At 67.5% G+C, this 18,565-nt stretch carries 21 protein-coding genes and 1 pseudogene; 8 read left to right on the forward strand and 14 right to left on the reverse strand.

Translation table 11 applies throughout. From position 1 onward, the window contains the following. Window positions 1-2 precede the first annotated feature (2 nt). Window positions 3-788, reverse strand: coding sequence for an SDR family NAD(P)-dependent oxidoreductase (locus VET27_RS21775; protein WP_526521693.1), 786 nt, complete (start codon window positions 786-788; stop codon window positions 3-5). Window positions 789-835: 47 nt separating this feature from the next. On the opposite strand from VET27_RS21775, the gene VET27_RS21780 reads away from it, so the two are divergent. From VET27_RS21780 to VET27_RS21790, 3 genes are all read left to right on the forward strand, one after another. After that, complete coding sequence (locus VET27_RS21780) at window positions 836-1,303, forward strand: SRPBCC family protein (protein ID WP_526521694.1); 468 nt, start codon at window positions 836-838, stop codon at window positions 1,301-1,303. Between the two features lie 109 nt (window positions 1,304-1,412). Next, window positions 1,413-2,291 (forward strand): cyclopropane mycolic acid synthase family methyltransferase, encoded by an 879-nt coding sequence (locus tag VET27_RS21785; protein WP_526521695.1) that lies wholly within the window; start codon window positions 1,413-1,415, stop codon window positions 2,289-2,291. A gap of 173 nt (window positions 2,292-2,464) precedes the next feature. Next, window positions 2,465-3,034, forward strand: a complete 570-nt coding sequence (locus tag VET27_RS21790; protein WP_526521696.1) for a hypothetical protein — start codon at window positions 2,465-2,467, stop codon at window positions 3,032-3,034. On the opposite strand, the gene VET27_RS21795 is transcribed toward VET27_RS21790, so the two are convergent. The 3 genes from VET27_RS21795 to VET27_RS21805 form a co-directional block, all read right to left on the reverse strand. Continuing rightward, entirely contained in the window at window positions 2,986-4,650 is a 1,665-nt protein-coding gene (locus VET27_RS21795; RefSeq protein WP_526521697.1) for an acyl-CoA synthetase, read from the reverse strand. The genes VET27_RS21790 and VET27_RS21795 overlap by 49 nt on opposite strands. Window positions 4,651-4,701: 51 nt before the next feature. Further along, entirely contained in the window at window positions 4,702-5,133 is a 432-nt protein-coding gene (locus VET27_RS21800) for a hypothetical protein (protein ID WP_526521698.1), read from the reverse strand. A 115-nt stretch (window positions 5,134-5,248) separates the two neighbouring features. Beyond that, window positions 5,249-5,602 (reverse strand): Rv0313 family protein, encoded by a 354-nt coding sequence (locus VET27_RS21805; RefSeq protein ID WP_526521699.1) that lies wholly within the window; start codon window positions 5,600-5,602, stop codon window positions 5,249-5,251. Between the two features lie 120 nt (window positions 5,603-5,722). Between VET27_RS21805 and VET27_RS21810 the strand changes: the two genes are divergently transcribed. From VET27_RS21810 to VET27_RS21820, 3 genes are read left to right on the forward strand one after another with little or no spacing between them, the layout of a single operon-like run. After that, on the forward strand, window positions 5,723-6,520 hold the full coding sequence (locus VET27_RS21810; RefSeq protein ID WP_526521700.1) for a nuclear transport factor 2 family protein: 798 nt from the start codon (window positions 5,723-5,725) through the stop codon (window positions 6,518-6,520). A 15-nt stretch (window positions 6,521-6,535) separates the two neighbouring features. Then, complete coding sequence (locus tag VET27_RS21815; RefSeq protein WP_526521701.1) at window positions 6,536-7,099, forward strand: hypothetical protein; 564 nt, start codon at window positions 6,536-6,538, stop codon at window positions 7,097-7,099. A 38-nt stretch (window positions 7,100-7,137) separates the two neighbouring features. Further along, window positions 7,138-7,515, forward strand: a complete 378-nt coding sequence (locus tag VET27_RS21820; protein ID WP_526521702.1) for a DUF732 domain-containing protein — start codon at window positions 7,138-7,140, stop codon at window positions 7,513-7,515. Here VET27_RS21820 and VET27_RS21825 read toward each other — a convergent pair. The 5 genes from VET27_RS21825 to VET27_RS21845 all read right to left on the reverse strand — a co-directional run bounded on the left by VET27_RS21825 (window position 7,492) and on the right by VET27_RS21845 (window position 13,008). After that, window positions 7,492-8,292, reverse strand: a complete 801-nt coding sequence (locus VET27_RS21825; RefSeq protein ID WP_526521703.1) for an SGNH/GDSL hydrolase family protein — start codon at window positions 8,290-8,292, stop codon at window positions 7,492-7,494. The two genes, VET27_RS21820 and VET27_RS21825, sit on opposite strands and share 24 nt — an antisense overlap. 21 nt (window positions 8,293-8,313) lie before the next feature. Continuing rightward, a complete protein-coding gene (locus tag VET27_RS21830) occupies window positions 8,314-9,111 on the reverse strand; it encodes a hypothetical protein (protein ID WP_526521704.1) in 798 nt (265 codons plus the stop codon). 66 nt (window positions 9,112-9,177) lie between these two features. Next, window positions 9,178-10,068 (reverse strand): universal stress protein, encoded by an 891-nt coding sequence (locus VET27_RS21835; RefSeq protein WP_526521705.1) that lies wholly within the window; start codon window positions 10,066-10,068, stop codon window positions 9,178-9,180. Between the two features lie 12 nt (window positions 10,069-10,080). Further along, complete coding sequence (locus VET27_RS21840; RefSeq protein WP_526521706.1) at window positions 10,081-11,889, reverse strand: amino acid permease; 1,809 nt, start codon at window positions 11,887-11,889, stop codon at window positions 10,081-10,083. Between the two features lie 390 nt (window positions 11,890-12,279). Next, the gene (locus tag VET27_RS21845) at window positions 12,280-13,008 is read right to left on the reverse strand and encodes an endonuclease/exonuclease/phosphatase family protein (RefSeq protein ID WP_526521707.1); all 729 of its coding nucleotides are present in this window, start codon (window positions 13,006-13,008) and stop codon (window positions 12,280-12,282) included. 130 nt (window positions 13,009-13,138) lie between these two features. Here VET27_RS21845 and VET27_RS21850 point away from each other — a divergent pair, with 130 nt between their 5' ends. Then, the gene (locus tag VET27_RS21850) at window positions 13,139-13,750 is read left to right on the forward strand and encodes a GIY-YIG nuclease family protein (RefSeq protein ID WP_526521708.1); all 612 of its coding nucleotides are present in this window, start codon (window positions 13,139-13,141) and stop codon (window positions 13,748-13,750) included. Beyond that, window positions 13,750-14,217: an NUDIX hydrolase gene (locus VET27_RS21855; protein ID WP_526521709.1), complete on the forward strand. Its 468-nt coding sequence runs from the start codon at window positions 13,750-13,752 to the stop codon at window positions 14,215-14,217. Before VET27_RS21850 ends, VET27_RS21855 begins: the two co-directional genes overlap by 1 nt. Here the strand turns inward: VET27_RS21855 and VET27_RS21860 are convergent. The 5 genes and pseudogenes from VET27_RS21860 to VET27_RS21880 form a co-directional block, all read right to left on the reverse strand. Next, window positions 14,192-14,656: a nuclear transport factor 2 family protein gene (locus VET27_RS21860; RefSeq protein WP_526521710.1), complete on the reverse strand. Its 465-nt coding sequence runs from the start codon at window positions 14,654-14,656 to the stop codon at window positions 14,192-14,194. The two genes, VET27_RS21855 and VET27_RS21860, sit on opposite strands and share 26 nt — an antisense overlap. Beyond that, window positions 14,653-16,014 (reverse strand): annotated as a pseudogene (locus tag VET27_RS21865) (serine/threonine-protein kinase). The gene VET27_RS21860 and the pseudogene VET27_RS21865 overlap by 4 nt, the downstream one beginning before the upstream one ends. A gap of 27 nt (window positions 16,015-16,041) precedes the next feature. Next, window positions 16,042-17,142 (reverse strand): PDR/VanB family oxidoreductase, encoded by a 1,101-nt coding sequence (locus VET27_RS21870; RefSeq protein ID WP_526521711.1) that lies wholly within the window; start codon window positions 17,140-17,142, stop codon window positions 16,042-16,044. Beyond that, entirely contained in the window at window positions 17,142-18,044 is a 903-nt protein-coding gene (locus VET27_RS21875) for a metal-dependent hydrolase (protein ID WP_526521712.1), read from the reverse strand. The genes VET27_RS21870 and VET27_RS21875 overlap by 1 nt, the downstream gene beginning before the upstream one ends. 92 nt (window positions 18,045-18,136) lie before the next feature. Then, the gene (locus VET27_RS21880; RefSeq protein WP_526521713.1) at window positions 18,137-18,562 is read right to left on the reverse strand and encodes a hypothetical protein; all 426 of its coding nucleotides are present in this window, start codon (window positions 18,560-18,562) and stop codon (window positions 18,137-18,139) included. Between the last annotated feature and the right edge of the window lie 3 nt (window positions 18,563-18,565).

Below are 18,565 nucleotides of genomic sequence, written 5' to 3' on the forward strand. Positions count from 1 at the left end.
CATCAGCGGAAAACACCCATACCGCCGTCGACCATGATGGTCTGGCCGGTGATGAACCCGCCGTCGTCACTCACCAGAAACGCCACGACCGACCCGATGTCCTCACGCGTACGACCCACCCGTCGCAGCGGTACCGCGCGAAGCGCGCGGTCGAAGTCCTTGGGTGCTACGTCCTGCCAGAACTGCACGCCGGGGGAGTCGGCGAAGGGGCAGATCACGTTGACCCTGATGTTGTCGCGGCCCCACTCCACTGCCGCGGCCTTCGACATCCCGCGGATGGCCTCCTTGGCGGCGCCGTAGGCCGCGAATCGAGACTGCCCGCCCGTTCCCGAACCAGACCCGAGGTTGACGATCACGCCCTCACCGGCCGCCTTCATCGCGGGGTGCACCGCCTGCATGAGGAGGAACGTCGCCCGCGGACCGACGTCGAACACCAGGTCGTAGTCCTCGGTCGTGATGTCCACCAACGCCTTTGGCTCATTGGTGGCGATCGCGTTGTTCACCAACGCATCCACCTTGCCGAACCTGCTCAGCGCCGCGTCGACGATCAACCCGGGACTGTTTGGGTCACGCAGGTCGGCCACCAGAGACTCGGAAACCCAACCCGCAGAACCGAATTCGTCGACGTTAGCCGCGAACACGTCGGCATCGCGGTCGACCAGCAGCACAGACGCGCCGCGTTCCAGAAGTGCGGCGGCGATGCCCTTGCCGACGCCCTGCGCCGTACCCGTCACGATCACCGCCCGGCCGGACAACGCGCCCTCGCCGGCCTGCCTGTCCGCCGCCATGGCGTCAACCTACCGTTGGGGACTTCGCCAACGGGTAAGTTTGCGTCGTGGCGCGAAGCGGCAGTTGGTGGCTCACCCGCAGCGAGCACGTCGTGTCCGACGAGGTGCCCGCCCCGCCCGCCGAGGTCCGCGACTTCTATTGCGATCTGCACAACATCACGAAGCTGCACCCGCTCGTCGTCTCGGTGCACACGATCCGCCGCGACCAGACCGCCGACTCGCACACGCAGATCTATCGAGTTCGTGACCGCATCCCCTTCGGACCCGTGAATCTGGGGGTCACCTACACCGCCCGGGTCCACGTTCCGAACAGCGGCGACGTCCTCATCGAGGCGCGGCAATGTCCCCGGGTCCGGCTGTTCGGGACGGTGTCGTTCGACCAGGTAGACGGCGGTACGCGCCTCACCGAGCGGTTGACGATCGAGGCCCCGCGACCACTGGCCGCCATGACCGCGAGGGAAGCCGTCAGGGCACACGCCGAAATGCTCGCCGGCATCCGTCGATGTTTCCTGTGAGGGCGGCGGGGGCATGTTTGCAGGGCGTCCGCAGCTACCCTGCTTAACATTGCTGCGGCCGCCGTGCCATGAGTGACGCCCACGTGGCGCAGATGATGAGGAGGCGCCTGTGAGCGCGAAGGACGTAACGCGGAACCTGAAGCCGCATTTCGACGACATCCAAGCCCATTACGACTTGTCCGACGACTTCTTCCGGCTGTTCCTCGACGAAACCCAGACCTATAGCTGCGCCTACTTCGAGCGCGACGACATGTCGCTGCACGAGGCGCAGCTTGCCAAGATCGACCTCTCCCTGGGCAAACTCAACCTCGAGCCCGGCATGACGCTGCTGGACATCGGCTGCGGGTGGGGCGCCACCATGAAGCGCGCCGTCGAGAAGTACGACGTCAACGTGGTCGGCCTGACGCTGAGCCGCAACCAGGCCGCGCACGTCGAGAGGCTGCTCGCCGACCTGCCGAGTGAGCGCAGTCGCCGCGTCGAGCTGATGGGGTGGGAGGAGTTCGACGGCTCCGTCGACCGCATCGTGTCCATCGGCGCGTTCGAGCACTTCGGGTACGACCGGTACGGGCGCTTCTTCGATATGGCACACCAGGCGATGCCCGACGACGGCATCATGCTGCTGCACACCATCACCCGCGCCGGCCCCGAGGAACGCGAGGAACTGAACCTTCCGGTGACCATGTCACTGATGCGGTTCACCAAGTTCATCAGCGACGAGATCTTCCCCGGCGGCCAGATCCCCGTCATCGCCGAGGTCGAGAAGTTCTGCGCCGAGTCGGGCTTCACCATCGACAGGATCCACAGACTCGGCAAGCACTACGCCAAGACCCTCGACATCTGGTCGGCGGCGTTGGAGGCCAGGCGCGACGAGGCAATTGCGCTGCAGTCCGAGGAGGTCTACGAGCGGTACATGAAGTACCTGACCGGCTGCGCCGACCTCTTCCACAAGCGCTACACCAACCTCTGCCAGTTCACCCTGGCCAAGTAGTTCAGCCCGCGCTGAGCGGCGATCGGCAGAAGTCGGCGAGCGACAATCGGGCGACCGGAGCGGGTGGCGACCAAATCGTTGCTTTACAGATCGCTCGCGAACTGTCACGCTCGAGGCTGATCGCGCGATAGGCTCGACGAACCCCACATGATCAGCCCCAGAGGTGGAATGCGATGAGCGCACGGACGTTTGGCACCGGCACCAAGACCAACACGGGCGGGCTGGGCAAGTACCAGCTCGACGTCACCGCGTCCGACGTCGCCGACCTGGTGCGATCGGCCGGCGGCTGGCTCTTCGACCGGTCGATGGCAGGCTGGGACGTCAACGTCGTGGTCACCGGCGGCGGCGACCCGCGCCCTCTGCACATCCTCGGCGTCGACACGGAACCACGGGAACCCGACGACGACGCCACCGCACCTGCACGGTCCGTGGCGCTCGCCGCCTCCGCCGACGCCGTGAACGCCGACCCCGAACTGCGAACGGACGTCCTGCGCGCCATGAAGCGGGGCGTCGGCGACGTCCTGATCTGGGGCCACTCCCGGCCCGAAGGCATCGAGCGCGACCTGGATCCCGTCGAGCACGAACTCAGCGCCGCCGCCCGCGTCTTCAAGCGACACGCCCTGGCGGCACTCGGCCTGTCGGAGCCCGTCGGCCCGACCGAGTCCTTCCGCGGCCGGACCAGCCTGCACGCCGCCTACTCCGACCTGACGCCCTCGGTCGCCACGTCCTTGGCCCAGCGGTAGTCCGCCTTGCCCGCGGGGGAGCGCACCACCTTCGGCGTCCTGATGAACGCCTTCGGAATCTTGTAACGCGCGATCGACGTCCGGCACACCTCGACGAGCTCCTCGTCGGTGGCGTCGGCTCCGTCCGCGAACTGCACCACGGCGACCACCTCGCTGCCCCATCGCTCCGACGGCCGGCCCACCACCACGACGTCGTACACGCTGGGGTGCGCGGCGATCGCCCGCTCGACCTCCTCGACGAAGATCTTCTCGCCACCGGAGTTGATGGTCACCGAGTCGCGACCGAGCAACTGAATCCGCCCGTCGGACAACACGTTCGCCCGGTCGCCCGGCACCGACCAGCGCACCCCGCCGATCGTTGGGAACGTCTTGGCCGTCTTCGCCTCGTCACCCAGATACCCCAGCGGGATGAGGTCGCGACGCGCCAGCCAGCCTCGCCCCTCACCCGGTTGCAACACCCGGTCGAGCTCTGCGGAAACGACGGCGGTGTCGGACTGCGGGGTGAACGTGGCCGCCTGCGTCTCGGCGCCCGCCGTCGTCGCGGTGCTCATCTGCGCGCCGGACTCCGACGCGCCGACCGCGTCGAGCAACATCAGGTGCGGCAGCGCCTTGAGAATGCGTTCGCGCACCGTCGGGGACAGCGGGGCACCGCCGTTGGTGATGGTGAACAAACCGGACAGGTCGTAGTCGCCGGTCTCGATCTCGTCGAGCAGCGGGCGGGCGATCGCGTCGCCGACCACCGGCAGGCTCAGCACCTTCTCCTCGGCAGCCAGCCGCAGCACCTCGGCGGGCTGCATCCGTTCGACGTCGTTGGGGATGACGATCCGGCCGCCCATGGTGACGGCGTTGAAGGCGGCCCATTGGGCGGCGCCGTGCATGAACGGCGGGATCATCATCATCGACATCGCACCGGCCGATGCGCGGGCCTTCTCGGCGAGCTCGTCGTAGGAGGCCAGCGGCTGGTCGCTGCCCCACGGCCGCCCGCCCATCGACGACAGGAAGATGTCGTGCTGACGCCACAGCACGCCCTTCGGCATGCCGGTCGTGCCGCCGGTGTAGAGGACGTAGAGGTCGTCGCCGGACGGCGTCGGCAGGCCCGCGGCCGGTGTCGGGGTGGCGAGGATGGTCTCGTAGTCGACGGCGCCGGGCAGCAGTTCGTGGCCGGAGTGGTCGGCGACCTGGATCAGCACCCGCAGGTGCGGCAGGCGGTCGCGGATCGCGGCCACCCGCGGCGCGAACTCGGCCGGGTAGACCAGCGCATTGGACTCGGAGTCGGTGAGCAGGTAGAGCAGCTCGTCCTCGACGTAGCGGTAGCTGACGTTGAACGGCGCGACGCGGGCCCGGTACGAGCCGATCATCGCCTCGAGGTACTCGTTGCCGTTGCGCAGGTAGATGCCGAGGTGGTCCTGACCGGACTCGTGGCCCGCCAGCGCGTCGCGTTCGGTGTGGCAGCCGAGGCCGACCGACGCCAGGTAGTTGCCGAAGCCCTCGACTCGGCGGTCGACGTCGGCGTAAGAGAGCCGGCGGCCCCGCCAGACCAGGAACGTCTGATCGGGGATCGCCTTGGCCACGGTGCCGAAGACGTCGGACAGGTTGAAGTTAGTCCCACTATCCATGAGACATGACCATACAGGGGCGTGCTGCCCGTATGGTCTGAAGTCGGTCGATCAGCCGGGGAAGAAACCGGCTCCGGTCAAGGTGCCCGGCTGCCAGCCCTGCGCGCCCTGGCACACCATCGGGCGACCGTCCGGTGCCTGAGCCGCGCCCTTGGGACCGTCGCATGGCGCACCGATCTCCTGGACACCCTTCAGCGGGTACGACGACACCCAGAACCCGGTGTAGACCGGCGGCCACTGGTTCGGGATGTAGTGGCACACCACCGTCGAGCCGCCACGGCTGCGACCGAAGGTGAACAGCTGATAGTCGTCGCACGGCGCGCCCAGGGCGGCGTGGAAGTTCATGCCGGGCACGTCGGTGGCGGACGTGTCGTAGTGGCTGGGGTCGTCGGGGAACATCGGACCCGGGTCGGCCACAGCCGACGGCGCCAGTGCGATGGCTGCCCCGGCGATCGCCGCAGCGACCGTCAGTTCGCGAATCATGATGATGTGCCTCCTCGAACACGGTCGCCGCCGGGGCGGCTCCAGCGACGTTGCGGCAAAGCCTAACGGGTATCGCCGAGGAGGCGAGTGGTTTCGATCGAGGCGCTACCGCGCGTCACTCACTGTCGAGGACGCTGACCGCGATGCCGTACGGCAGGAACCGCACCTTGCGGCCGGCATCGGTGTTGTTCTTGTTGGCGCGCAACGCGTCCAGCTCCGTCGGGTAGACCTCTTCGATGTGGGCGCCGCCCGCGTCGTCGACCGTGTAGATCGACCACACGCCGTCGCCCGTCTCGCCCGCGGTCTCGGGCTCGGTCTTGGGACGGGTGCCCCTGGTGAACTCGTCGAGAAGCGTCGACCAGCCCGCCTGCTTGCCCAACCGGCCGAGTGCATCCCGCAGGCCGTCGCCCGCCTCACGCATCACGCGGTCGAAGTCCTCGGGGTCGATTCCGAACGGATTCTGGCTCATGACGGGCTCCTCATCTGCGCCGACTCGAGACCCGACGGCGCGTCCCACCAGTGTGCAGGTCCACGGCGAAGTTCGCCACGACGTTCCCCCGGGAGCGGACGGAGTGGTAAGTGATGAGGTATGCCCGCCACCCAGGCCGAGATGCTCGCCGCCGTCGAACGCTCGCCCCGGGCCGCGGGCGCCCACCACCGCGAGGGCTGGGTCGGGCTCTTCGCCTCCGACGGGCGCATCGAGGATCCGGTGGGCTCGCGACCCCACCGCGGGCGCGCACAGATCGAACGCTTCTACGACACCTTCATCGGGCCCAGGGACATCACGTTCCACCGCGGCCACGACGTCGTCTCCGGGTCGACGGTCATTCGCGATCTGACCCTGGAGGTGCGGATGGGTTCGTCGGTGACGATGCTGATCCCCGCCTTCCTGCGGTACGACCTCGACGACTCGTTGAGGATTGCCCGCCTGCAGGCGTTTTGGGAACTTCCGGCGATGATGTGGCAATTCGCCCGCAGCAGCGTCGGCGCCGTACCCGCAGGTCTTCGGCTGTCTCGGGCGCTGCTGCGCAACCAGGGGGCGACGGGGACGGCCGGGTTCCTGTCCGGTTTCGCCGGCGCGACCAGTCGCGGCAAGCGGCACCTGGCCGGCCTTCTCGACGACGCCTGCGCAGGCGACCAGGTCGCGGTCAAGCGACGGCTGGGCGACGCCGGGCACGTCACCAAGGGAGACGTCGAGCACGTCGGCACGTCCGAACTGGTCGCGCTGCTGCACGGCGCGCGCTGGGACGGGATGATCCGCGCCGGGCACTCCGTCGTCGCGAGGGTGCACCGCGACGACCATCGGTTGATGCTGTTCGGCGACATCGAGACACGACCGACGCGAATCCGTGCGGTGAGGGTGTTCGCCGACGACCAGTGGACGTGACAAGGTGATTGGACCATGTCTGACTACGACACCATGACGTACGAGGAATTCGGCCGCAGGTTCTTCGAGCTCGCGGTGACGGAGGAGCGCGTCGGCGCGGCGATCGGGCAGATCGCGGGCGAAGAGTTCTCGATGGGCCCGATGGCCCAGGGGCCGGGCAAGATCGCCAAGGTCACCGCGAAGGTGAAGGTTCAAGACCCGGCCGTGACGCGGAGACTCGGCGAACTCATCACCTTCGACATCCGGATCCCGTTGGAGATCGAACTGGTCATCGACCTGCGCATCGACAAGCCGCGCTTCAAGGTCTTCGGCGAGATCGCCCTGAAGGCCACCGCGGTAGCCGTTCACGAGCTGGCGTTGGTCCTCGACGTCGAGAAGCCCCGCCCGTCGGACATCTCGATCCACATAACGTCGACGACGCTGCGCGCCGAGTTGGTGCGCATCGTGGGCGGCGTCGACGCCGAGATCAAGCGGTTCATCTCCCAACACGTCGCCGGTGAGATCGACAGCCCCGAGTCCGCGAAGGCCAAGGTCATCGACATCGGCAGCCAGATCGACGAGGTGTGGACCGGCATCTGATTGGGCCGATCACGCCGATTCGCTGTACTCTCGTCGGCGTGAGCAGCAAATCAATCACCACCCGAATCGCCGTCGTGGCCGCCGGTGCCCTCTGCGCCGCCGTGATGGCCTCGGCGCCCGCGTCGGCGGACCCCATCACCGACTTCGTCGATTCGCTGGGCACCGCGGGCATCGGAATGGGCGATCCCGGCCAGGCTGTGGCGCTCGGACAGTCGGTGTGCCCGATGCTGTCGCAGCCGGGTCAGGACATGGCCGACGCCGCCGCGACGGTCGCCGACATGGGCGGCATGTCGCTCGGACCCGCGACCATGTTCACCGGGCTGGCGATCTCCGCCTTCTGCCCGAGCGTGATGACCTCGCTGGGCAACGGCGAGTCCCCGATTCCGCTGGGACTACTCGGCGGTTTCGGCTTCTAAGTCGACCGCCACGGGCTCCAGCCGCGGACGCTTCGGATCGCGTCCGTTGCCGCTGGACAGCCCGCGCAGGTGCCGCCAAATCCACGGCATCAGCAGATTCTGCGTCCACAACGCCTGCGAATACATCCGCGACCGGAAGCCCGGCACGTCCGCGTCCGGTTTCGACACAGCCCAATCATGGTTGCCGCCAGGCAGTTCCAGCGCCTCCGCGGCTGCGGCGGCGAAGAGCTCGTGCCCGGCGGGTGAGCCGTGCACGCGGTCGGGGCTCCAGACGTCCGGATCGCCCATTGACTCCGCCGCGTAGAGGTCGACGAGCCGGAAGCCGTGCCGGGCCGCCGCCCCCCGGATCACCGCGTTGATCTGCACCACCCGGGTCCCGAGTACGCGCCCCACCGGCAGGATCCGCTCCAGGTCTGGGAACGTGGTCGTGACGACGGTGGCGCCGGTCTCGGCGAGCCGGTCGTGCAGCAGGTCGATGTCCTCGAGCGCGGTGGCGAAGGTCTTGCCGGGCCGGGTGACGTCGTTCATGCCGATGCAGCTGGTGATCAGGTCGGGCTGCATCGCGACGGCCGCGGGCAGTTGGTTGTCCAGGACGTCGCGAATGCGGCGCCCGCGCACGGCGAGGTTCGCGTACATGACGCCGGGATGCAGTTCCTCGAGCCGGGCCGCCAGCCGGTCGGCGAAGCCCCTGACGCCGGAGGTGTCGTCGCCGTCCCAGAGACCCTCGGTCTGGCTGTCGCCAACAGCGACGTATCGGAAGTATGACTCGTCCGCCACGAGGGCACTCTAGCGGCGCGCTCAACGCCGTGTGTCGGCAGCGCTCGACCAGATCAGGCTCAGCGGCCTGCCGACCGCGCTGAGCTGGCCGATGACGTCCTCGAGGCGGGTGCGCGGCATGTCGGCACGCCACTCGGGCAGGGTGCCGGTGAGCCGGACGATCCCCGGGGCGAAGTCGATCGACGTCAGTTGAAGGCCATGCGGCAGCTCGGGTACGCGAACCCGGTACGACGGGGTGCGGGCGGGCAGACTCCACCGCCTGCGCCGCACGACGGCACGCGGGGTGACCCACAGCGTCGAGCCGTCCAGGCGGGCGTCGACCTCCACGTGGCCACTGCCCCGGCGCCTGGCGAAGTGCAGGCGGGCGATCCCGTCGGGACCCACCTCACCGGCCAACCGCGGCGCCGCCCACCGGAACATGTCGTCCAGGGCCGGGGCGGGCAGCTCGACCGTCAGCTCGACGGGTGCGGCGATCAGCTCCGTCGGCCGAAGGTTCCCGCGGAAGTGCAGGTTGTGCAGGGTGACCTGCGCCCGGTCGAACTCGTAGTCCCGCCAGGAGATGTCCTTGGCCTCCAGACGGACGTCGTGATGGCTGCCCGACGCCAGCCCCTTGAGGTCCAGCCGCCAGCTGAAGCGGGTCACGGTGAGGACCAAAGTGCCAGCTTGGGGTGAGCCGACGCGGATCGACAGGCGCCTGCCCACGACCAGCTGCCGCAACGTGACGAACATCGTCTTGTACGCGGCGGCCACCCCGGTGTTGGCCAGCAGGTCCAACGGACGGAACGGGTCCCATCCTCGGAGCGGCCCCGGATCCGTCACTCCTCCAGCATCCGGGAAAGCCGCGCGGGCGCCAACTTGACTGGCAGCGCGGGCGCGGGCCGTTGGCTACGCCACCGACCGATGCCGCGGAACGATCATTACCGGGACGGGAGCGTGCCGCAGGATCTTCGAGGCAACGGAGCCGAGGAACACCCTGGCGACCGGCCCCGCCGTTCCCGAACCCATCAAGAGGATGTCGCCGGCCTCCCACGGGACCGCTTCCACCGCCTCGCGCCAGTCGCGACCGCTGCCAACCAGCACGTCTACATCGGGAACCGGGATCCGTTCGCGAACGGCGTTGAGCTGCTTGACGATATCGTCGAACGTCCGTCGCGACCACTGTTGCACGACCAGGTCCTCGGCGGAGGGTTCGATCGACCCGCCGAACATGCGGACCGGTCGCACCGTGAACGACACGATCCGCAATGACGCTGACCACTTCTTGGCCACTTCCGCGGCCGCGGGGATCAGGCCGTTGGCGTCCGCCTCGTCGCCATAGGCGACGGTGACCCTGCGCACCGGGCCGGATCCCGGCGAGTAACCACGCGGCGCGATCGCGACCGGCACCGCCGCGGTATGGACGAGGCGCTCGGTGACACTGCCCAGCCCGACGCGGCCCAACAGCCCCGACGACGACGATCCGACCACGACGAGGCTTGCGTCGTGAGCTGCGACGAGTTCGATCAAACCCACGGGAATGGAGGTCGATTGGTTGACGACGACCGGGATGTCGAGATCGTCCGGCAACAGTTCGACCACCCGCTCGAGCGACTTCTGCGCCTGCGCCGAGACGTACCGCAGATACTCCGTCTCGACGGGGTCGTCGCGCGGCGGAAAAGCCCGCTCGACGATTGCCGCGGCGATCACCCTCTCGCCCGTGGTGCGTGCCACCTGGGCAGCCAGGTTCAGCGGTGCGCTGCCTTGGCGGCTGGAGCTGAATCCCGCGATGATGGTCATCGAGCTGATCTCTCAGACCCGTACCGGAGAAGCCACGACGTGCGTGACCGGTACGTCGTACTCGGCACGGGCGCGGTCCACGACGTCGAAGCGATGCCATACGGAGTCTTCGGGCGGCAGCGTCGAGATGACTATCTGATCTGGATGGAACGACGTCACGGCGCTGGCCAACGCGCGCAACGGCCGAGTGTCCCCGATCTCGCCGTCGGCATCGAGGTTATCCGAACGAAGGGTCGTCAATGTGCCGTCGAGTCGCTGCTGGGCGACCTTCAGCGTCGCCTCCCGAAGATCGAGGGGACCGTGCGAAGCGGCGGTTCCCGCCTCGATCGGGCTGGCGGGCACGACCACGAAGTAGGTGGCCGACTTGTCGGCGTCGATGCGACGCAACTCGTCGAGGAGCTCCTGGGACTCGACGGTCTGATTCGCCAGCACCAGCACGCGGTGCGGTGGGTCCGTCGCGGCGGCGCCCGCGAGCTCGGGACGCCTATTGATGAACCACCGGTTCGCGAAATACACCAGGATGACGACCGCCCACGACATGAGGCTCAGCACCAATTGCGATCGGACGTCCGCCTGCAGACCCATCTGCACCAGGATCGCGAAGATCGCGACGGCCGTGATGATGGAGACCGCCGGGAAAAGCCACATCTTCACCTTCAGCTCGGAGTCCGGGGTGCGATAGCGCAGCATGATCTGCGAGATGGCGATGAGCAGATAGACGAAGAGGATGATCGCGCCGCTGGAGTTGAGCAGGAACGCGAAGATGGTGTCCGGTGACACCGCCGCAGCGATCACGCACAGGAAGCCGATGACCGAGGACGTAAGGATCGCGGCGGTCGGCACTCCGCGACGGGTCACGTTGACCAGTTGCGCCGGTGCCTCACGACGCGCGGCGAGGACGAAGAGCATGCGCGACGCGGTGTACATCCCGGAATTCAGACAGCTGAGCACGGCCGTCAACACGACGGCGTTCATGATGTGGTCTGCGTACGGAATTCCCATCTCGGTAAACGCCGCAACGAAGGGCGATGCGGCCACCCCGTCGTCGTTCCACGGCAGGATCGTCACCAACAGGAACGCCGAGCCGACGAAGAACACCGCGATCCGCAGGATCACCGAGTTCGCGGCCTTCGCGACCGCCCGCTCCGGATCTGATGACTCTGCTGCCGCGATGGTGGCGATCTCGGCGCCGACCATCGAGAAGATCACCGTGACGACGCCGACCGTCACCGCCATGGCCCCGAACGGAAAGAAGCCGCCATGGCTGTACAAATTCGAGAAGTCCAGCGACTTGTTCGGCCACACTCCCAGCACGTAGAGCCCGCCCAGCCCGATGAAGCCGATGATGGCCGCGACCTTGATGCCCGCGAACCAGAACTCGAACTCGCCGAACGATGACACCGAGAACAGGTTCGTCGCCGTCATCAGAACCATCAGCACCAGCGCGGACAACCACAGCGGGATGTCGATCCAGTACTGAATGACCTTCGCACCGGCGATCGCCTCGAAGCCGACGACGATCACCCAGAAGTACCAGTACAGCCAGCCGACTGAGAAGCCGGCCCAGTTGCCCATGGCGGTGCGCGCATAGTCGGCGAACGAGCCGGTCGACGGGTTGGCGACGGCCATCTCGGCGAGCATGCGCATGACCATGATGATCAGGACGCCGGCCAGGGCGTATGTGATGAATGCTCCCGGCCCGGTATCGCCGATGACCACGCCGGAGCCAACGAAGAGGCCCGCGCCGATGACGCCGCCGATCGCGATCATCGTCAACTGTCGCTGACTCAGCGCCTTCTGCAGGGTTGGTGTCGCGCCCATGTCATCCTCCGATACCGCGTGCGGCGAGGGAATCGCTCCGGTTGAAGCGACCGGTTCAGAACAGTGCGTCGCCCTCAGGCTGAAGCTGACGGCTGAGCTTCGAATGCGTTCTTGCCACAGGGCTTTTGGTCTTGCTTGACCCTCGCATGCGAAAATCCCCCTCCTGACTGGCACCCGGTTGGGGCGCCGTCGCCATTGGGCTTCGAGTCAAAATCGTAGGCCTGTTCACCCCTTGGCCGTAGGAAATTGAGCATCGCAGTTGGGTGATGCGTCGGTGACGTATCCATTGTTCCGGTGCGCCGCCTTGCCTCGTCGTTGCCGCACGGGCCTGACCGAGCACATCGGCGAGGCCACCTCGTACCAGATCCGACCCAATGCGCGCAACCATCATCACGCGCGACTACCATGCGTTCCCCGAACCGATGACGGAGCAAGCGTCGTGACGCGAACGATCAGCGCCGAATGATCGGTCTCGCCCAGAAGCCTTGGTGCGTGGTCGAACTCGCATGCAGTCACGCGTTGAGCCAACTCGGGCGCAGCAAACGCATGGTCGACGCGGAAACCGTTGTCGGTGTTGCTGACGTAGGAGTACTCGCGAACACCGAACACCGGGGTGCATCGACCGCCACTGGTCCCCGCCCGGGAATCGATAGGTTTGGGACTCTTTGTCCAATTCGCCACTGCCCGTGTTGAAGTCGCCAATGAACAGGTCGATCCCACTGCAGGGTCCCTCACGACCAGGGAGTTCCAAAACGGTAGCTTGGCTTGTCCGCTTGGCATGACCACGCCGCAGACAACGATCCAGCCGATGTCTGCACACCAGAGACGGCGTGCATCGAGTTCATCGTTGAAAGCCCAGGATCGATCGATTGACGTGCGCGAGGTGATGAGCACCGAATCTGGAGACCAACTGTCAGGATGTGACGTCACATAGCCCGCGTCCTCGAGTCGCGCGAGGAGACGCTCGCCGATACGGCTCGCTCGGAACTCCGTGACGACGAGTGCATCGGCCTCGTAATTCAGCAGTCGCTCGGTGAGCGCGTCTGCTCGCGTTCCGCCACCGTGCAAGATGTTGAGCGAGACGACGGAGCGAACCTTCGACGACGGCTCTGCCATCATGCGCCGTCGTTCATCGTCACAACGTCTCATGTTGCACCTCCCTCACCCCTGACCGTCCACGAAATTCGACATCACCGGTGATATCGGGTTCGAGAGCGGGTCATGGGGACCGGTTGTGGGAGGCTGAAGTATGCCTGACGCCCCAAACTCGAACACCGTCGCGGGTTTTCTTGACGCGCAGCGATTTACGCGCGAGCAAGTGTTCACCGAGCCGAGCCCCGTCCCGCACGCACCGGGCGCCTACGGCTGGTGGTTCCGTGCGGTGCCCGCGGCCGTCGACACCACGGGCTGTGAAGTGCGGGACGGCTTGACGTTGCTGCACGTCGGGATCAGCCCGACGCCGCCGCCCGCAAACGGGAAGCGGCCGGTGAGCCAGGATCTGCACAAGCGGATCCGCTATCACTTCGGCGGTGCACGCGGCAATGCCGACGGCTCGTCGCTGCGAAAGACACTCGGCGTGCTGCTGGCCTCCAAGCTCGGCCTCGAACTGCGCCGCGTCGGCTCGGGCAAGCAGATCACCCTGGCAGGCGGCGAAGCCGTGCTCAACCAGTGGATGGCCGAGAACGCCCTGGTGTCGTGGGTGGTTCGGCCCGAGCCGTGGATCTTCGAGGACGAACTGACCGCCAACCTCGTGCTTCCCCTCAATCTCCAGGACACCAACGCCTTTCACCAGGAATTGAAGCGGCTGCGACGCGACGCCGTTCTCAAGGCCAACAAGCTGCGCGTGCTCAAGGAGTGGTAGTGCCACGGACGAGCGCCGGGCTGCTGTTGTACCGAGGGGGCGCCGACGGAGTCGAGGTCCTGATCGGCCACCCAGGCGGCCCGTTCTGGGCGCGCAAGGACGAGGCTGCGTGGTCGATTCCCAAGGGCGAGTACACCGATGACGAAGATCCGTGGGTAGCCGCGCAACGAGAGTTCGTCGAGGAGATCGGCCTTCCCGTGCCCGACGGACCGCGGATCGCGCTGCCTCCCGTGAAGCAGTCCGGCGGCAAGATCGTCACCGCGTTCGCCGTCGAGGCCGACCTCGACGTCACCGACAGCGTGAGTAACACCTTCGAGCTGGAGTGGCCGAAGGGGTCCGGCAAGTTCAAGGAGTTTCCCGAAATCGACCGATTGGCTTGGCTTTCCGTCGCCGAGGCTCAGGTGAAACTGCTGAAGGGTCAGCGGCCGCTGCTCGACGCCCTCATCGCTCATCTCGAAGGCGCCTGACGGGGCGCGTCTCGACAGCATTGATCGTCAGCCTGCGGCCGTGGATGCGCCAGCCCGCGGGAGTCCGCAGATACTCGTCGTCGTAGCGCAAGTGCCACACCACGTCCGTCACCTGTTCGGCGGACCGCGTCCAGTGGTGTGCGACGCACGTGATGCGGCCCAGCGCATAGCCCTGCTCGGGCGCGGCGGCGTACACCTCGCCGACGATCGCATGCTCGGTACGGTCCACGGCGCGCAGCGCCTCCATCGCCTCGCCGACGCCGGGCCGACCGCGCTTGACGATGACCGCCTCCAGCTCGCGTGGCGGATCGGGTAGACGCAATTCCGCTGTCTCGGTGAATAATTCGATCGCATCGGCAAAGCGACGGTCGTCGACCGCCGCGGCGTACAGATGCACCAGGTCGGCCACCGCAAGCCTGTCGGCCCAGTGCAACGTCACGGCAGCCCGTTGCTCCGCCGGATGTCCTCGCGGCACTCCCGCCGGGTCTGACCCGTCTGTTGCATGCACACCCGTACCGGTGTCTCCTGCTCGACGGGCAGCGGCGTCTCCGTCGGGTCGATGGTCACCGTCGGGCTCGGCACGTCGCCCTGGGTCAACGACCAGATGGTCGCGCTGCTGCCCTGCAGCGTGGAGCAGTACGCCGTCGTGCCATCGGCCGTCGTGGCCGTGCTGCCCGCCGGGGAGCAGTCCGCGCCGATGACCGCCGCAGGCGGCGGCGCGACGGTGGTCGTGGTCGTGTCGGTAGGTGACGGCGGAGGTTCCGGGGGCGGCGGCAGTGGGATGACTTGAGACGTGGTCGCGGTCGTCGTAGTCGCGGCGGGCGGCGCGGCGCGCTCGTCGTCGGCCCGGGTCAACTCGATGAGCCCGAATCCGACTGCCGCGACCAGCATTACGGCCAGTACCGCGGGCACCAGCACGCCCGCGCGCAGCGGTGACCGTCGCTCCGGGCCGGGCACCGCCACGGGCGCGGACAGCCGCGTCTCCCCGGAGTCCTCGCCGCCGAGGCGGTGCCGCAGCGCACGGGCGAAGTCCGCACACCGCTCATACCTGTCCTTGGGATCCTTGGCCAGCGCCTTGGCGAACACCGGGTCCAGCGACGCCAGGTCGGGCCGCCGGTCACCGATCGCCGGATTCGAGTGCTGGAACGGCGGGGCGCCCGTCAGCAGGTGAAACGCCGACGCGGCCAACGCGTACTGGTCGGCGCGCGCGTCCAGCTGACCGACCATCAGCTGTTCGGGCGCTGCGTAGGACACCGTGCCAACGGTCATGTTCGTCGCCGTCAGCCCGCTGGGATCGTCGACCCAGCGGGCAATACCGAAGTCCGCCAGTAGGATTCGTCTCTCCGGCGTGCCGGGGTTGGCGATCAGGATGTTGGCGGGTTTGACGTCGCGATGCAGCAGGAGGCGCTGATGGGCATAGTCGAGCGCGTCGGCGACCGCGGTGACGATGTCGGCGACCTCCACGGCCGGCATCCCGTCGCGGAACCGTTCGTGGAGCAGGCGCGCCGCGTCGGTGCCGTCGACGTAGTCCATGTCGATCTACAGCCGGCCCTCGGACTCGCCCCTGTCGTGCACGCCGACGATGTGCGGATGCCACAGGGATGCGGCGACGTCGGCTTCACGGTTGAACCGCTCGCGGTACTCGCCGTCCGCCGACACCTCGGGGCGCAGGACCTTCAGCGGGTCCCGGCGAGGCAGTCGCGGGTGTTCGACCAGGTAGACCTCGCCCATGCCGCCCGAACCGAGGCGGCGGACGATGGTGTAGCCCGCAAAGGTCGACCCCTCGTTCAACCGCATGGGCGAATAGTAGTCCGGACGAAATGCTCAGAGGTCGAGGATCAGGTCGGCGTCGTGCAGAGCGCGGGAGACGCAGATCAGCATCATCCCGGCGTCGCGTTCGGGGTCGGTGAGCAGCGTGTCGCGGTGCTCGACGTCGCCCGCCAGCACCCGCGTGCGGCACGTCCCGCAGAAGCCCTGCTGACACGAGTACGGCGCGTGCACGGCGTCGCGATTCAGCGCCGTCAACAGCGTCTCGTCGGCGCCGACCCGAATCGCCCGACCGGTCGAGGCCACCGATGCCGAGAACGCGGTGCCGTCGACGACCGGGGGTGCGGCGAAGCGTTCGAAGTGCAGCTCGACGTCGTCACACCCCGCCAGCGCTGCCCGCAGTGCCGTCAGCACCGGCGCCGGCCCGCACGCATACACCGTCGTGCCGTCGGGACAGTCCCCAAGCAGATCGGCCGCCGTCGGCAGCCCGGCTTCGTCGTCGGTGCGGATCTCGATGTGGTCGCCGAAGCGCGCCAGCTCCTCCAGGAACGGCAGCGTGTCGCGACTGCGGCCCGCGTAGACCATCGACCACGGCAAACCGAGGCGCTGCGCTTGCGCCAGCATCGGCAGGATCGGCGTGATGCCGATGCCGCCGGCGATGAACCGAAAGCGCTGGGCGGGTGAGCCGTAGCCCGGCACGGTCAACGGGAACGCGTTGCGCGGCCCGCTGGTGGTGATCGTCGCGCCGACGCCCAACGCGTCGTGCACCTCGATGGACCCTCCGCCGCCATCGGGGATGCGGCGCACCGCGATTCGGTAGGAGTCGGTGACACCGGGGTCACCGCACAGTGAGTACTGCCGCACCCGGCCGCTGGGCAGGTGCACGTCGAGGTGGGCGCCGGGGTGCCAGCGCGGGAGTGCGCCACCGTCCGGCCCGGTGAGCGTCAACGCGATGACGTCCTGATCGTGGGCGACGATCCGGCGGTCCGCCACGACGAGCGGAAAGCCGCGGTCGACGCCGGGCAGCGGCGCCATGTTCCGGACCGCGCCGGACAGGTTGAACAGCCCGGTGACCAAGGTGTCGGCGATGCCGAGCGACAGGTCGTGGCGAGACCGCCCCGACGCGCTCGGCGGCGCCTGACGGAAGCGCTCGAACATCAAAGATGCGCGGCGCGGGCCGCGGGGGAGCTGGCCAGGTACGCGACGGCCTGGGCCGTCGACCCCATCTGCTCCGGCGAGAACCCCGGGCGAAAGTACATGAACGTGTTGGAGCCGAACAACTTTCGGTACCGAGGCAGCAGCCCCAGCTTGGAGTCCTGCATCCGCAGGCGCTGCATCCGCCACCAGCCCACGGCGAGCGAGGGATCGTTCTTGGCCAGGTACCAGGCGCCGCGCTGGAAGAACGTGAACATGAAGACGACGGCCATGATCATGGCCCGGATGCGGTCGACGTAGCTGTCGTGGAAGTACATCGCGACGTCATGCGCCACCATCCGATGCTCGACCTCTTCACTGCCGTGCCAGCGGAACAGGTCCACCATCGTCGGGTTGGCCGCGTGGTCGTCCCATGCGCAGTTGAGCGAGAAGTCCCCGAGCACGGCGGTGTAGTGCTCGATGGCGGCGATCAGCCACAGCCGGTCGCAGAGGTGGTTCAGCTTGCGCTTGGGGTCGGTGATCGACGGGTCGGGCGCCAGCATCTTGTCGAAGACGTACTCGATCTGGTCGAGGATCGGCTTGACGTCGACGCCGTGGTTCAGCAGGTACTCGTGGAGCACCTTGTCGTGCACGTCGGCGTGGGTGGCTTCCTGGCCGATGAACCCGCGCATGTCCTCGGCCAGCTTCGGATCCTTCACCAGCGGCAGCGCCTCGTTGTGGGCGGCGACGAACCAGCGCTCGGCTGCGGGCAGCACGACGTTCAGCAGGCTGACGACGTTGGATGCCACGGGGTGATCGGGGATCCAGTGCAGTGGGATGTCGTCGACGTCGAAGTGCACCCGGCGGGCCTGGATCTGCACCGGGCCCGGGTCGATCTCGGTGTGGAAACGCTGGGGTCGCAACATTGCTGTCTGTCCCCTCATCGCCGTGTGTCGGGAAGGGAGTCTACTGGATTCCGCGACTTGAGTGGGAACGCAGGTACCGGGTAGTCGAAGTGTTAGCCGACGGGGACGGGAACCCCGATGGGGCCACCGTACGTACCCTGACCATTTCCCGGTGCAGGCGCTGGCGCACCGGGGGCCACGCCGGAACCGGGGCGGGCGGGGGCGTTTGCTGCCGCCTCCTGACCGGCAGCCTCCGTGCAGTCCAGCATCAAGATCATCTTCTTGCTGGAATTGATCTTCTGCTGGCTGACGATGCACTGCGACTGCGGCAGGTCACTGCCGAACGAGCCGCCGAAGGTGGCCCGGACGCCCTGGCTCTTCAGAATGCTCACCGCGCGGAAGTATGGCTCACCGACGACGTTCAGCGCATTCGTGCTGCCGGGGTCCGATACGGCCACGCCGGGGCTGAACAAGGCCGCCGAAGCGATGGCGGCAGGAACGAAGAGCGCTGCAGCTCCCAGCCCAAGAATCTTCTTCACGTG

The organism is Mycobacterium sp. (genome assembly GCF_035633495.1).
Taxonomy (GTDB): domain Bacteria; phylum Actinomycetota; class Actinomycetes; order Mycobacteriales; family Mycobacteriaceae; genus Mycobacterium.